Origin of the sequence: Syntrophotalea acetylenivorans, from assembly GCF_001887775.1 — a bacterium.
GTDB classification, from domain to species: Bacteria; Desulfobacterota; Desulfuromonadia; order Desulfuromonadales; family Syntrophotaleaceae; genus Syntrophotalea_A; species Syntrophotalea_A acetylenivorans.
On record NZ_CP015519.1, the window covers coordinates 3003833 to 3017632 of the forward strand.

At 56.7% G+C, this 13800-nt stretch carries 14 protein-coding genes; 10 read left to right on the plus strand and 4 right to left on the minus strand.

Translation table 11 applies throughout. The annotated features are described in order from the left end of the window. Window positions 1-47 precede the first annotated feature (47 nt). The 3 genes from A7E78_RS13760 (at window position 48) to A7E78_RS13770 (ending at window position 2507) form a co-directional block, all read left to right on the plus strand. A complete protein-coding gene (locus tag A7E78_RS13760; protein ID WP_072284798.1) occupies window positions 48-1211 on the plus strand; it encodes a vWA domain-containing protein in 1164 nt (387 codons plus the stop codon). Between the two features lie 48 nt (window positions 1212-1259). Continuing rightward, window positions 1260-1460, plus strand: coding sequence for a hypothetical protein (locus A7E78_RS13765; RefSeq protein ID WP_072284799.1), 201 nt, complete (start codon window positions 1260-1262; stop codon window positions 1458-1460). Window positions 1461-1571: 111 nt separating this feature from the next. After that, window positions 1572-2507 (plus strand): NAD-dependent epimerase/dehydratase family protein, encoded by a 936-nt coding sequence (locus A7E78_RS13770; protein ID WP_072284800.1) that lies wholly within the window; start codon window positions 1572-1574, stop codon window positions 2505-2507. Window positions 2508-2701: 194 nt separating this feature from the next. Here the strand turns inward: A7E78_RS13770 and A7E78_RS13775 are convergent, their stop codons facing one another. The 3 genes from A7E78_RS13775 to A7E78_RS13785 all read right to left on the minus strand — a co-directional run bounded on the left by A7E78_RS13775 (window position 2702) and on the right by A7E78_RS13785 (window position 7373). Then, the gene (locus A7E78_RS13775) at window positions 2702-4996 is read right to left on the minus strand and encodes a Tex family protein (protein ID WP_072284801.1); all 2295 of its coding nucleotides are present in this window, start codon (window positions 4994-4996) and stop codon (window positions 2702-2704) included. A gap of 33 nt (window positions 4997-5029) precedes the next feature. Then, window positions 5030-6682, minus strand: coding sequence for an ABC-F family ATP-binding cassette domain-containing protein (locus A7E78_RS13780; protein WP_072284802.1), 1653 nt, complete (start codon window positions 6680-6682; stop codon window positions 5030-5032). A gap of 142 nt (window positions 6683-6824) precedes the next feature. Further along, entirely contained in the window at window positions 6825-7373 is a 549-nt protein-coding gene (locus tag A7E78_RS13785) for an O-acetyl-ADP-ribose deacetylase (protein ID WP_072285176.1), read from the minus strand. An 87-nt stretch (window positions 7374-7460) separates the two neighbouring features. Here A7E78_RS13785 and A7E78_RS13790 point away from each other — a divergent pair, with 87 nt between their 5' ends. The 6 genes from A7E78_RS13790 to A7E78_RS13820 all read left to right on the plus strand — a co-directional run bounded on the left by A7E78_RS13790 (window position 7461) and on the right by A7E78_RS13820 (window position 12240). Beyond that, window positions 7461-7856 carry an MAPEG family protein gene (locus tag A7E78_RS13790; RefSeq protein WP_072284803.1) on the plus strand — a complete coding sequence of 132 codons (396 nt, stop codon included), beginning with the start codon at window positions 7461-7463 and terminating at the stop codon, window positions 7854-7856. 142 nt (window positions 7857-7998) lie between these two features. Continuing rightward, the gene (locus A7E78_RS13795; RefSeq protein ID WP_072284804.1) at window positions 7999-9240 is read left to right on the plus strand and encodes an FprA family A-type flavoprotein; all 1242 of its coding nucleotides are present in this window, start codon (window positions 7999-8001) and stop codon (window positions 9238-9240) included. Between the two features lie 44 nt (window positions 9241-9284). Continuing rightward, the gene (locus tag A7E78_RS13800) at window positions 9285-10583 is read left to right on the plus strand and encodes a DUF2157 domain-containing protein (protein WP_072284805.1); all 1299 of its coding nucleotides are present in this window, start codon (window positions 9285-9287) and stop codon (window positions 10581-10583) included. Continuing rightward, entirely contained in the window at window positions 10580-11134 is a 555-nt protein-coding gene (locus tag A7E78_RS13805) for a GDYXXLXY domain-containing protein (protein WP_072284806.1), read from the plus strand. The genes A7E78_RS13800 and A7E78_RS13805 overlap by 4 nt, the downstream gene beginning before the upstream one ends. A 10-nt stretch (window positions 11135-11144) precedes the next feature. Next, the gene (locus A7E78_RS13810; protein ID WP_072284807.1) at window positions 11145-11768 is read left to right on the plus strand and encodes an NUDIX hydrolase; all 624 of its coding nucleotides are present in this window, start codon (window positions 11145-11147) and stop codon (window positions 11766-11768) included. A gap of 85 nt (window positions 11769-11853) precedes the next feature. Continuing rightward, window positions 11854-12240, plus strand: coding sequence for a DnaJ domain-containing protein (locus A7E78_RS13820; protein WP_335743815.1), 387 nt, complete (start codon window positions 11854-11856; stop codon window positions 12238-12240). 238 nt (window positions 12241-12478) lie between these two features. On the opposite strand, the gene A7E78_RS13825 is transcribed toward A7E78_RS13820, so the two are convergent. Continuing rightward, window positions 12479-13156 (minus strand): PEP-CTERM sorting domain-containing protein, encoded by a 678-nt coding sequence (locus A7E78_RS13825; RefSeq protein ID WP_072284810.1) that lies wholly within the window; start codon window positions 13154-13156, stop codon window positions 12479-12481. Window positions 13157-13249: 93 nt separating this feature from the next. On the opposite strand from A7E78_RS13825, the gene A7E78_RS13830 reads away from it, so the two are divergent. Further along, window positions 13250-13522 carry a hypothetical protein gene (locus A7E78_RS13830; protein ID WP_072284811.1) on the plus strand — a complete coding sequence of 91 codons (273 nt, stop codon included), beginning with the start codon at window positions 13250-13252 and terminating at the stop codon, window positions 13520-13522. The last annotated feature ends 278 nt before the right edge of the window (window positions 13523-13800 follow it).

Here is a 13800-nt window from a genome sequence, read left to right on the forward strand (position 1 = left end):
CAAGACTATCGGCATTCTTGAACTAGCCCACTTGGGAAGGCAAAGCGATGAAAAAATCCCCAAAGCTGGCAAAAGCGATTGCAAGGACGGTACTTGATCACCCGTTTTTCGCTACTTTGCTGCTGCGCATGAAATTGCATGAGGATGAAGAGATCAAAACTGCCTGCACCGACGGTCGACAGATCCGCTATAACCCCAACTTCATTAACTCGCTGCAGGTCGATCAGATCGTGTTCGTCCTCGCCCACCTGGTGATGCACGTCGCTCACTTTCACCCCTTACGGCGCAGTGCCCGCAATAAGGGTCGTTTCAACAAGGCCGGCGATTATGCTATTAACGGCATCCTTAAGGATGCCGGCCTCAGCATGCTGCCCAAGGCTCTGTACCATAAGGACTTTCACAACCTGGCTGCGGAACAGATCTACGATCGCTTGCCCGGTTCGCCGAGCGATGAAGACGGCGAAGTCGAACGCAACGACGATCTGGAGGAAGGGGATCCCGGAGGCTGCGGCAGTTTCGAAGATGCCCGGGACGAATACGGCAATCCCTTGACCAAGGCGGAACGGGACCGCGCAGAAGCAGAAATCACCGTGGCCATCCAACAGGCCGCCCAGGCCGCTAAAGCTCAGGGCAAGTTGCCCGGATCCTTGGCGCGCCTGGTTGACGAGTTGGTCCATCCGATACTCGACTGGCGGGAAATGCTGCGGTCTTTCATCGATCACTCGGCGCGTACCGATTATTCCTGGAGACAGCCCAACCGGCGTCATATCGCCGACGGTCTCTATCTACCCAGTTTTCGCTCCGATGGCCTCAAGCCCTTGGTGCTGGCCATAGACACTTCCGGCTCGATCATGCAAAAAGAGCTCAATCAGTTTCAGGCCGAGTTGAATGATATCCTGCTCAGCTATCCCGCAACGGTCAACGTGGTATACTGCGACAGCGAGATATCTGATACTCAGACCATTACCCCGGACGAGTATCCCGTGCAGCTTAAAACCACGGGCTTTGGCGGTACCGATTTGTGTCCGCCTTTCGAATGGGCGATAAAAAACGTTCCCAATGCCGGATGTCTGATCTACCTGACCGACCTTAAGGGCAACAGCCCGGAAATCGACCCCGGGATTCCTACGCTGTGGATCAGTACCACCAAGGACCGGGATCTGGCCGAGAGCTATCGGCCGAAATTTGGTAACATAGCCACACTGGAATAACCATCAAGCGGCAACATCCGACACCCAATCAGGCCGTGGAGAACAAAGATGAAGAAGATCATATCCCTTACTTTCCTCCAGCGAGACACTGTCAGGGCCAACCACCCTGATCTCTGGAAAAAATGCACATATCTGGATACAGGAAAGTTGAGCGTGAAGCTCTACTCCTGGCGTTATTCCACTACCGTAGAAAATGCCCTGGCGTTGCGCTTGATGGGGTTATGCACCATTGAGGACCAAGTCGATTAAGCCAGGTCTGATTGGTGAGTGCTCGAGCAGCAAAGACAAAGCCGATCCCAGTCCCTGCTGTTGAGTATGATGTAACGCTCAATCCTTCAGACCCTGCTTAAGGAGAACGCCATGCCTCTTCGACCGAATATTCTTGTTATCGGTGGCAGCTATTTTGTGGGTCGTGTTTTTATTGAAAAACTTCTGGCACTGAACAAATATAATATCTATGCACTTAACCGCGGGACCCTCCCTATGCGGCTGGAAGGCGTCACCCACCTGTGCTGCGATCGTAACGATGAAGACCTGCTTCGCAAGGTGGTTCCCGATGTGCCCTGGCAGGCGGTGATTGATTTTTGCGCCTACACGCCGAAAGACATAGAAAAAACCTTTAAGGCACTTTCCAGTCACACGCTGACCCAATACATCTATATCAGTACCGCTTCGGTTTACGCACCTTCTTCTCAGCAGCCCATTGACGAATTGGGCGCAACCCTCATCGCCAGCCAACCGCAACTGGGCTCGGCCGCCGACTACGGTTTTCACAAGCGGTTGGCTGAGTTGGCGGTGATCGAGCAGTGTGGCATGCGAAATATCGCCTATACCATCGTGCGCCCCACCTTCATCTTCGGTAAATACAACTATGCACCGCGCGAGAGCTATTTCTTCGAAGAGATTCTGAAGCACAATGTGGTGGTGATTCCCGATCACGAACCCCCGGCGCGGTTTAGTTTTGTCTCGGTATGGGATGTGGCGTTTATCACTGCCGCCTGCATTGACAACCCGACGGCTTACGGAGAGATTTTCAATGCTTCCGGCGATGAAGTGTTGTCCTACTCGTCGCTGGTCGAATGCTTCAAACAGGTTACTGGTGTCAATTTTACTGTCAAAGTGTTGCCCATTTCTGAGATAGAGGCGCAGAGAATTCCTCTACCGTTCCCCTTAGACGAGGATTTGCTCTATTCCGGCCAACGCAGCAAACAGTTGTTGAATTATAGCTACTTTCCATTCCAGAAGGCCATGCAGGAAACTTATCGCCTCTACCGAGTGGGCGCCGGTCTCGGTTAATCGTTCCCTACCTCAGAGGGAAGTTGTGATGTTCTTGAATCTTTCCTTTTTCCGGGGATGGATTTTTATGAACTGCAATCGTGGCGAGCAAAGGCAAAATTACGGGTTTCTGTTTTAACAAAGATAAAAAGAGGGGGCGGCCATACGGCACGCCCCCTTCTTTATTGTCTCATGCGGTATTGAGGAGCCTGCACTCAGTGTTTCTGCCTCTTCTTAACCCGAAACCCGGACTTCTCAAGTGCCGCCGCCAGGTCGGTCACCGGTTTGGCGGCCTTTTCCTCGGGTCGCGTTTTTCTGCTCCGTTCCTTCGTTTCCGGCTGCTTCTCCAACTTACCGCTGCGCATAGTCAAGCCGATCCGCTTGCGTTGCAGATCGACGGACATCACCCGCACTTGAACCTGCTGACCGACCTTGACCACCTGGTTGGGGTCTTTGACGAAGCGGTCGGCGAGCTGGCTGATATGCACCAAACCGTCCTGATGTACGCCGATATCGACGAAGGCGCCGAAAGCGGCGACGTTGGTGACGATGCCGTTGAGGGTCATCCCTTCCTGCAGATCTTTGATATCCTGCACGTCTTCGCGGAAGCTGGCGGTGACAAAGCTTTCGCGGGGGTCACGGCCCGGCTTCTTTAATTCCGCCAGAATATCCCGTAGGGTCGGCAGACCGATATCCTCCCCGACATACTGCTCCAGTTGGATTTTGTCGAGCAGCGCCGGTTTGGCGATCAGTTCCTGCAGGGAAACGCCAAGGTCCGCCGCCATCTGTTCAACCAGCGTGTAACGCTCCGGATGGACGGCGGTATTGTCGAGGGGCTGCTCGGCATTTCTGATCCGCAAGAATCCTCCGGCTTGCTCGTAGGCCTTCTTGCCGAAGCGGGCTACCTTGAGCAGTTGCTTGCGCTGGGCAAAGGCTCCCTCGCTGTCGCGATGGCGGACGATGGCTTTGGCCAACGATTCGCCGATCCCCGAGACGAAGCTGAGCAGGGCCCAGCTGGCGGTATTCAGGTCGACCCCGACGTAGTTGACACAGGATTCCACCACCTCGTCGAGGGCCTTTTTCAAGGCCGCCTGGCTGACATCGTGCTGATACTGGCCGACGCCGATGCTCTTGGGATCGACCTTGACCAGCTCGGCCAGGGGATCCTGCAGGCGCCGGGCGATGGAGATGGCGCCGCGCACGGTCAAGTCGAGATCGGGGAACTCCTCGCGAGCGATATCCGACGCCGAATAGACACTGGCACCAGCCTCGCTGATCATGACTACCGGCAGCTTGAGGCCGTCCTCTTTAAGGGAGTGGCGGACGAACTGCTCCATCTCGCGACCGGCGGTACCGTTGCCGATAGCCACCATTTCGATATCGTGGGATTTAACCAGGCGCAGCAGTTCGTGGCGGGCGCTCTCAACCTTGGCGCCACCTCCGGCATGGGGATAGATGTTGACATGCTCGATAAATTGGCCGGTGGCATCGACGGCGGCCAGCTTGGAGCCGGTGCGCAGGCCGGGGTCGACGCCCAGCACCCGATGGCTGCCGGCTGGAGGGGCAAGGAGAAGGTTGCGCAGATTTTCGGCGAAGACCCGTATGGCTTCGTCATCGGCGGCGGTTTTCGCCTGCAGGCGCAATTCCACCTCGATGGACGGGGCCAGCAGGCGATGGTAGGCATCGGTTACCACCTCCCGCAACAGGTTGGCGAAACGGTTTTCTCCCGGCACGAACAGGGCCGACAGACGGCCGAGAATATCTTCCTCCGGGGCTTCGATGCTCAGGCGCAGGATGTCTTCCTTTTCGCCCCGGCGCATGGCCAGCATACGGTGGGAGGGGATCTGCCGCAGTGGCTCGCTGAAATCGTAATACATCTCAAACTTGCTGACGGTGCCTTCCTTGCCCCGGGCTACCTGGGAACAGAACAGCCCCTGCTGCCAGGTCAGCTCGCGGACCAGAGCGCGGGCCGCGGCCTCATCAGCAAATCTTTCGGCGAGGATATGGCCGGCTCCGGTGAGGGCATCCTCAGCCGTTGTTACTTCCAGTTCCGGGTTGACAAAGGCATTGGCCAGTTCCTCGGCCGTCTGGCCGCTTCCACTTGCCGCCAACAGTTGCTCGGCTAGCGGCTCCAACTCCCGATCCCGGGCGATAGACGCTTTGGTCCGACGTTTGGGCTTGTAGGGCAAGTAGAGGTCTTCCAGTTCGGTCTTCTGGCGGGTGGTCTCGATCTTACCGCGTAATTCGGTGGTCAGCTTGCCCTGCTCGTCGATCGACTTGAGGATCGTCTCCCGGCGCTTGTTCAGCTCGGTGTGGTATTCGAGACGCTCCTGTAGCAGACGAATCTGCACCTCGTCCAGCTCTCCGGTGGCTTCTTTGCGGTAGCGGGCGATAAAGGGCACTGTGGCCCCTTCTTGCAGCAGGGCTACTGTCTGCTCAACCTGCCCCTGTTGAAGCCCGGTTTCATCGGTCAGAATTTGCAGGGTCATTTTTTTTTCAGTTCCAGGCATTTCAGGGAAGTCCTTGTCTGAGTTTATTATGGCTTATTGGCCTGCAGGGAGTGGTTCCGATAATGCTTCCCGACCCGATTTATGCAGGTAGTAGTCGTAATCCCCCTCATAGCTCAGCATCTGGCCGTGATCAACCTCGAATACCCTGTTCACCAGGCAACGAAGGAAATGGCGGTCATGGCTGACCAGTACCACGGTACCGGCAAAGCCTTGCAGGGCTTCAAGCAGAATCTCCCGGGAAACGATATCCAGATGGTTGGTCGGTTCGTCGAGGACCAGAAAGTTGATCGGCCGGGCCAGCAGGGTGGCCAGAACCACCCGGCTCTTTTCGCCGCCGGAGAGGATGGAAATGCGTTTCTCCACATCGTCGCCTTGAAACAGGAAGGCGGCGCATAGGTTGCGCACCACGCCGACGGTGGCCATGGGAAGGGCCTCGCTGACCGTTTCGAAGACAGTCTTGGCGGGATCGAGGATATCCATGGAATGCTGGCTGAAGTAGCCCAGCTGAACGTTAGCGCCGATGGTTGCGGTGCCGGAAGTGGGCTCGGTCTGGCCGGACAATACCTTGAGAAAGGTCGACTTTCCGGCGCCGTTGACACCGGTAATCGCAATCTTTTCGCCCCGTCGAATGAGTCCTGAAATACCGCTGAATACCGGGTGCTCTCCGCCCTCGGGGGTTGGCCAGGCCTTGGCCAGATCTCTCATGGCGACCACATCGTCGCCGCTGCGGGGAGGTTCGGCGAATTCGAAGCGGATGGTTTTCTGCTCCGGCGGCAGCTGGATGCGCTCGATCTTCTCCAGCTTCTTGACCCGTGACTGGACCTGGGCGGCATGGGAGGCGCGGGCGGCGAAGCGGGCGATGAATTCCTCTTCCTTGGCCAGCATCTCCTGCTGTCGGCGGTGACTGGCGATAAGCTGCTCACGGCGGATCTCCCGTTCCCGCAGATAAAAGTCGTAATTACCGCCGTAGGTGGTGACGGTTTGATTTCCGACCTCGATGATCCGCGACACCAGCCGGTTCATGAAGTCACGGTCGTGACTGGTCATCAGTACCGCGCCCTTGTAATCTTCGGACAGCCAGTTTTCCAGCCAGATGATCGACTCGACATCAAGATGGTTGGTCGGTTCATCGAGGAGCAACACGTCAGGATTGAGGGTCAGGATGCGGGCCAAGGCGATGCGCATCTTCCACCCGCCGCTGAAAGATTCCGCCGGCCGGTCGTAGGCCTCCGGGCCGATGCCAAGACCGGTGAGCACCGTCTGGGCTCGGCTCTCCAGATCGTAACCGCCGCGGTGCTCAAATTCCTCCTGAGCCTCGCCGTAGCGTTCCAGCAGCGTTGCCAGGGCGTCATCGGCCATCGGTTCGCACATGGCCGCTTCCATCTCACTGATCTGCCGGCCTAACTCCATGGTGCGGGCCGAGGCGGCCATTACTTCCGCAAGGGCTGAACGGCCGGCCATCTCGCCCACATCCTGGGAAAAATAGCCGATAACGGTCTTCTTTGCACAAGTGATCTCGCCGCTGTCGATGGATTCCTCGCCGGTAATTAAACGAAATACCGAGGTCTTTCCGGCTCCGTTGGGGCCGACCAACCCGGTGCGGGTGCCGGCGGGAATCTGAAAACTGGCCCCCAGAAAAAGGATCTGCGAACCGTACTGTTTGGAAATATTGGTCAGGTGAATCATGGCGCCTCTCTGATAAAATGATGCGCATTGGTACCACAGGCCAGGGGCTGGCGGCAAGGTTCTTGATGCGCGTCGGAGGGGAGAGTCAGGCCGGTCTCTGCAGAGGGTGGGAAAGGTAACTGGTGATGGTAGACTGCGGGGATTACAGGGTCCCCTGGCGCAGCCGATCAAGCTGTTCCTTGTACACTTCATAATGGGCCGCTGAGTAGACCGCCAGAATGACTTTTTCAATGACGTCGCATTGCTGCAGAAAGTCGTGAATAGTGCGCAGGGCGATGGCGCAGGCCTTCTTCACCGGGAAGCGGTAGACCCCGCAGCTGATGGCCGGAAAGGCGATGCTGCGGATGTTGTGCTCTGCTGCCAGCTGCAGGCTGCGGCGGTAGCAGGAGGCGAGCAACTCTTCCGGTTTGAGATCGAGGCCGTAGACCGGGCCGACGGTGTGAATGACGTAGCGGGCGGGTAGCCGATAGCCCCTGGTGAGGCGGGCTTCGCCGGTAGGGCAGCCGCCCAGGTGTCGGCATTCCTCCGCCAGTCCGGAACCGGCCGCCCAGTGTATAGCCCCGTCGACCCCGGCACCGCCGGACAGGGAGGCATTGGCGGCGTTGACGATGGCGTCGACTTCCAGGCTGGTGATGTCGGTCCAGTGTAATTCGATACGCTGAAGTATGTTTTCCTCTGCATTGCGTTCCATGTCTTTCATAGATAGCATGAAATAGACGATATAAAACCTGGAAAGTGATTACTCGCTCGGCTGCATAAACCAGAGGAGATCGAAATTATGCATGTGACGCCTTTTTACGCTGCCCTTTTGGTCCTGGTATTTTTGCGACTCAGCATGCGCACCATCAAACTGCGCCGCCAGCTGAAAATCGCCATCGGCGCCGGCGGCAATCCGACGATGCACCGGGCCATGCGGGTTCACGGAAATTTCGCCGAATACGTGCCCCTTTCTCTGTTATTGATCTTTTTGTTCGAACTGCAGGGAGCGCATTTTCTTCTCATCCATCTTTTCGGTGCCTGCCTGCTGCTGGGGCGGCTCGCTCATGCACACGGCGTCAGCCGGGAAAAGGAGGATTACCGCTATCGGGTGTATGGCATGCTCATGACCTTCACTGTCCTGGCAGGTTCTGCAGTTGGTGTGCTGGTGCTTTATGTTGTGGAGTTGATAGGCTGATCCTGCTCCTTATTGATCAAGGGCATTGAAACATGTCCCGTTTTGCTTGATAATTGGCAACGGCTCATATTGTTGCTCGTATCCCAATGCCGGCATGGCCAGGTTGCCGTGCCGAATAGGCGAAAATGATAAGGAGAGGATTATGCAAGCCAGCGAAGTGACCGACGGTATTTACCGTCTTTCCGCCAACATCGGTCCGGAGATCCTGTTTGAGGGTATCTGGCCGCTGCCCCACGGGGCGTCGATGAACTCCTTCCTGGTCAAGGGAGAGCAGGTGGCTATCATCGACGGTGTCTGCGACTGGGACGGCGTTCCGGAGACCCTCTATGCCCAGTTCGAACAGCTTGGCATGCGCATCGAGGATGTGCGTTACGTGGTGATCAACCATACCGAACCGGATCATACCGGTTGGCTCAAATCCTTCGCCAATATAGCCGGCAATTTCGAAGTGTTGATAACCGCCAAGGGGGCGGAACTGGCTAAAGCCTTTTATGACCTGGATGTGCCGCTGCGGGTGGTCAAGTCTGGTGACAGCGTCGACCTGGGTAACGGAAAGAAGTTGGTCTTCGAGGAGATCCCCAATGTTCACTGGCCCGACACCATGGTGACCTATGAGCCGTCTACCGGCACCCTGTTCGCTTGCGATGCCTTCGGAACCTTCGGTGCCATGGACGACGCACCCTACGATGATCAGCTCGACGAGGCGCAGCTGCAGTTCTACGAAAGGGAAGGGCTGCGCTATTACGCGAATATTGTTGCGAAATTTTCCATTCCCGTGTGCAAGGCCCTGGAAAAGCTTCAGGGGCTCGATGTGCGCATCGTTGCGCCGGGGCACGGGCCGGTGTGGCGCAAGGACCCGCAGCGCATTATTCGCCTCTATGAGCGGTTCGCCGCCTTCGCCAAGGGGCCGGCTAAGCCAAAGGTGACGCTCCTGTGGGGCAGTATGTACGGCAACACCGAGCAGGCTCTGGCTCCGTTGCTGGAAGGCATCGCCGCCGGGGGAGTCGAGACGGTGGTGCACCAGGTGCCGCAGAGTCATATCAGCGACATTCTTGCCTCGGTCTGGGAGTCGACCGGTGTTGCCCTGGCCATGCCGACCTACGAGTACATGATGTTTCCGCCCATGGCCGAAGTTTTGGATGAATTGGGACGCAAAGGGATCAAGAACAAACTGACGTTGCGGACCGGAAGCTACGGCTGGTCAGGCGGTGCGCAGAAAGAGCTGGACGAGATCATCGTCCGGCATAAGATGAATTGGTGTTTCCTGGAGCCGGTGGAATTCCGCGGAGCTCCGGTTGCGGACGATTTGCAAATGCTTCGGCAACGTGGCGAAGAGCTGGCGCGACAAGTCAAGGAAAACGCCCTGGCCGACAACCCGAATTGACCTGGAGGTCTTTAGCGACATATTCCTGGGAGGGAACCGAGACCATGAGCAAAAGGGACGGGATTACCTGGCTCTACCGCGAACTGCCGGAACTGGTACGCAGCCGGGTACTGGACGAAACGACCGCCGAGCGACTGCGCGAACACTACGGCCCGGCACCACGGCAGCGCCGCAAGTCGTTGGGCGTGGTGATTTGCGCCGCTCTCGGCGCTTTGCTGGTCGGCTTAGGTATCATTCTGCTGCTGGCCCATAACTGGACCGAGCTGTCCAGGCCGCAGCGTACCTTGTTGTCTTTTGCACCGCTGCTCCTCGGTCAGGCGGTTGCCGGTTGGAGCTGGCTCAAGCGCCGCTCGTCAATCGCCTGGTGCGAAGGGGCGGCGACCTTTCTATTGCTGGCCGTCGGCGCCTCCATCGCCCTGGTCGGTCAGACCTATCACATCTCAGGCGACCTGCCGCGTTTTGTGCTGGTGTGGATGCTGCTCGGGGTGCCCCTCGTCTACCTGCTGCGGGCTGCCCTGCCGGCGTTGCTCTACTGGCCCGGGGTGACCTGGTGGTGTGTTTTGGGAGCCTTCGACAGATTGCCGGTGATGTTTTTCTGGCTGTTGGCTGCCCTGCCGCTGCCTTTCTGGTGGCAGCTGGTACGCAGCGGTCAGCGCCGGTTGGTGGCAGCCTGGATGGCCTGGATGTTGAGCCTGTGCCTGGCCGTGGGGCTCGGTTTCAGCTGTTACAGCTTCTTTGAAGACTTCTGGGCCCCCCTCTACCTGAGCCTGTTTGCCGTTTACTTCCTGCTGTTCGGGCAACTGTCGGTCCCTTCGGCAGTAGGCCGTCCTTTTCGTCTGCTTGGCAGTTGGGGGACGGTCGCTCTGTTGCTGCTGTTGACCCTTAAGGACGTCTGGCGGAGTTTTGCTTTTAACCCCCTGCTTGGCCCCGGCCGGGAAGCCTGGCCCCAATACCTACTGCTGGCCGTGCTGTTGCTGGCGGCCATCGGCCTGTTGACCCGCGCCCTGGCTTCTCGGCAGTGGATGGACACCCTGTTCGGCCTGGCGCCGCCGCTGGTTATTTTGCAACTGCTGGCCGGGCCGCAGCGGCTGGCGACCGGCATCAGTCTGATCCTCGCCAACCTCTACCTGCTGTTTCTTGGCGGCTTGGTGTTGCGGGATGGATTGCAGAGTGGCGGACTTCCGCGCATCAACGCCGGCCTCGGCATCCTCAGCGCCCTGATCGCGGTACGGTTCTTCGACAGTCAGCTGCCCTTCACCGTGCGCGGGGTATTGTTCATCCTGATCGGTCTGGCTTTTTTGGGTGTCAATCTGCTGGTAAAACGAAGGGAGGTGAGCGTATGAGCCGCCTGCTCGGTTTAGCCCTGGCGATACTTTTTCTGCTGCAACTGGCGGTGCCGGCAAGCATGATCGCCGGCCGGGAAATGACCCTGCGCCACGGGAAACAATACCGTTTTCGTACCGCACCGGTTGATCCCTACGATCCCTTTCGCGGCCGGTATGTGTCTCTCAATCTGGTGGCGAGCCGTGTTGCCCATCCGGAAGGCATGGAATTGGCGAGACGCCAGAGGGTCTATGCTCTGCTAGCGGTCGATGAGGAAGGCTTTGCCTATTGCCGTGACCTTGCTGTCGACCCGCCGACGACAGGAGATTATCTGGCAGCACGCGTCAGCTGGTGGAACAAGAAACACGTGGATTTGAAGTTGCCATTCGACCGCTATTACGCCGAAGAGGATATGGCCCCCGAGATCGAGCGGGCCTACCGTTCTCACAGCCGGCGGGACAAGCAGGAGGCTTACATCACGGTCCGGGTGCGTAAGGGCAATGGGGTATTGGAAGAACTCTATATCGAGGATCTACCGGTGAGCGAATACCTGCGCCGCCAAGCTGGATAAGGAGAAATGAGTGACTGAAGAGGACAGGAACAATGGGCAGAGGCCGTGGAAACTGTTGCGCTCGGAAGAGGGCGAGGATCTGCCAATTTTCAAGGTACGCTACGACTGGATGGAGAACCCTCGCAACGGGACCACGCTCAAGGCGGTGGTGCTCGATGTGCCCGACTGGGTAACCATTTCTGCCGTGACACCCGATAAGAGGATCGTGGTGGTCCGCCAGTACCGCTTTGGCGCCGCCGAGTTCACTACCGAATTGCCCGCCGGGCTGGTCAACCCCGGCGAGCCTCATTGTGAGGCGGCCATGCGGGAGTTGCGCGAGGAGACCGGCTACACCAGTGACGACTGGGTCTATCTAGGCTGGGTGCAGCCCAACCCCGCCTATCAGAACAACCGTCTGCACCAGTGGCTGGCCCGCGACGCACGGCTGACCGAGCCTCGCCAGCTGGATGAAGGTGAAGATATAGACGTGTCGGTGTTGACCACGGACGAGATGCGTCGCGAGGTGGCCGAGGGGCGATTTCGCAACTCCCTGGCGTTGCTATCCCTTTCGCGGATCATGAACCTGTGGGATGGCGATCCGGCCAACAGCGGTTTGTTGGATGAATTCGTCACCCTCGACCGGACTGCGTTCTGATGCTGCCGGGTATTGTTCGCATCTGTCGTGCTGTAGATTGGGGAAGGATGGCTGTCGTTATTTCGGGAACCGGATTGCTGTTGATATGGCAGGCTTTCTTTCCTGCGTCGGCGTGGACGCTGAACGCCAATCAGCTGCTTATCGTCAACAATCGTGTCGTCTCATCCAGCGAAAGGGCCTGACTATGGACTTTAGCGAACTGCATGAGGCCCAGCAACTGCTGGAGCTTGGTGACCGGGCGAGCCTCAAGGAGATCAAGGAGCGTTACCGGGAGCTGGCCCGACGGCATCACCCCGATGCCGGTGGGGAGCAAAGCGCGAGGATGCAGGAGATCAACGCCGCCTATGCGTTGTTGCTTGCCTATTTGAAGGATTACCGGTTTTCCTTTGCCGAAGAGGAATTTTACGAACAGCAGCCGGAAGAGCGCCTGCGTCAGCAGTTCGGCGACGATCCCCTGTGGGGTAATAAGTAGTTATGTAGACGCAGGCTGGAGGTAGAGTCTTGTGCCCTCATTCCAGATCGTAGCAGATGGTACCGTTCGGGGATTTGCCAAATCTATTTTTTTAGAGTCAAGGCACAGACTTATTGTCCGTGAGGTAGAGACTCAGTTGTCAGCGGATATGGAATAGGGCGGAAATAGCAGGAAGGTGGACAAACAAAAGGCGACGCATTGTGCGTCGCCTTTTGTTTGTAAGTTTTCAAACGATCAATTAGCTCTTCATGCGCTTACGGCCGAGGTAGCCAAGGCCCAGCAGGCCGCCGCCGAACAGCAGGAAGGTGGACGGCTCGGGAACAGCAGGAACGACATCCCCGGCAGAAGCTGCATTGTCGGTATCCGCAATAAAGCTCAGATTACCCAAGAATCCAGAAGCTCCGAAGTCGAGGTCCAACAGGGTGTAAAGGTCGCCTACCGGGTCGTTGCCGCCCACGCTCAGCAGATTTCTGTAAGTTGCAGTTAAATCGCCGGTATAAGCGGTAGTGAAAGTTCTGCCACTCGCTGAACCCGGTGTTCCCGAACCACTCCAGGTGATATCAAAGATGGTGTCGCCGGGTGCAGCATCGATCACCAGCTGGGACAACGTTACATCACTTGAAAGGCTCCAAGAATTAGTATACGTATCTCCGGATTGGCTCAAAGACCAGCTGGTTCCAGTGACTCCACCAGCATTAGCAACTGTGTCTGCCCAAGCGAGGGTCTGACTGCCCCCTGCCGCAAAATAAGCCGTCACAGACATGCCATCCATCATGTCGCCATAGGTGGAGAATCCCGTAAGTGACGTTGTGTTATACTGCGTGCCACTATCATAGTTAACAGTGAGTGCGTGCGACGCCATGGGTGCCATCAACACCAATGCCAGAACTGCCAACAATGCAGATTTCTTAAACATGTAAACCCTCCTTTTGGTAGCTACCCGTTCATATTTTATATTACGGTATTTCCTCTTTGAAATAAGAGTTTAGCAAAAAAGGTGCCATTCAATATGGAAGGTGATGCAGATTGCTGTGTCCTGAGAAAAAAGATTATAATATCAATGGGTTGTCCTATGGCCTTAGGTTGGTTCAGGAAGTGGTACTTCTTTATTGCAATGGGCCTGTGGAGATGTGTAAAAAAAATCGACAGAAGCAGGACGGTAGTCTGGCCTGTTGTTGAAGTGTGGTATTGTCGGGTTATAAGGGCAATTACTCTCGGTTGGAAAAAGGAAAGGCCGGAAAGAGAGTTAGCGCGGAAAAAAGCTGATATGAAATTCGTGTAAAATTTGGCGACATTGAGAGACTCGTTCCTGAAAAACGCTCATTTCTCTAGACCTTTGGAGACAAGGTTTATTACGCGACGATTCCTTGGTGAATAATAAATATCTTTAGAATTAATTGACTGACCTTTCTGTAGTTCCGGTTCCCCCATCTATATCGCTTTCCATACCCCTGGTTTTTATTCTTTGCCTATTTCATAGCGTCTTGGACCTAAGTTAGCCCCCTATACGGTTGGTTTGTTTATGGCTCTAGGTTCTCAGTCGAAAAGCCCTCTCAGCTT

Bases quoted from the DNA above. Each gene is read 5' to 3' on its own strand.
- A7E78_RS13805 (WP_072284806.1), top strand. From the start codon at position 10,580: ATGAGCCGCCTGCTCGGTTTAGCCCTGGCGATACTTTTTCTGCTGCAA.
- A7E78_RS13785 (WP_072285176.1), bottom strand. From the start codon at position 7,373: ATGGAACGCAATGCAGAGGAAAACATACTTCAGCGTATCGAATTACAC.
- A7E78_RS13825 (WP_072284810.1), bottom strand. From the start codon at position 13,156: ATGTTTAAGAAATCTGCATTGTTGGCAGTTCTGGCATTGGTGTTGATG.
- A7E78_RS13775 (WP_072284801.1), bottom strand. From the start codon at position 4,996: ATGCCTGGAACTGAAAAAAAAATGACCCTGCAAATTCTGACCGATGAA.
- A7E78_RS13760 (WP_072284798.1), top strand. From the start codon at position 48: ATGAAAAAATCCCCAAAGCTGGCAAAAGCGATTGCAAGGACGGTACTT.
- A7E78_RS13830 (WP_072284811.1), top strand. From the start codon at position 13,250: ATGGAAGGTGATGCAGATTGCTGTGTCCTGAGAAAAAAGATTATAATA.
- A7E78_RS13820 (WP_335743815.1), top strand. From the start codon at position 11,854: ATGGCAGGCTTTCTTTCCTGCGTCGGCGTGGACGCTGAACGCCAATCA.
- A7E78_RS13765 (WP_072284799.1), top strand. From the start codon at position 1,260: ATGAAGAAGATCATATCCCTTACTTTCCTCCAGCGAGACACTGTCAGG.
- A7E78_RS13770 (WP_072284800.1), top strand. From the start codon at position 1,572: ATGCCTCTTCGACCGAATATTCTTGTTATCGGTGGCAGCTATTTTGTG.
- A7E78_RS13800 (WP_072284805.1), top strand. From the start codon at position 9,285: ATGAGCAAAAGGGACGGGATTACCTGGCTCTACCGCGAACTGCCGGAA.
- A7E78_RS13780 (WP_072284802.1), bottom strand. From the start codon at position 6,682: ATGATTCACCTGACCAATATTTCCAAACAGTACGGTTCGCAGATCCTT.
- A7E78_RS13790 (WP_072284803.1), top strand. From the start codon at position 7,461: ATGCATGTGACGCCTTTTTACGCTGCCCTTTTGGTCCTGGTATTTTTG.
- A7E78_RS13795 (WP_072284804.1), top strand. From the start codon at position 7,999: ATGCAAGCCAGCGAAGTGACCGACGGTATTTACCGTCTTTCCGCCAAC.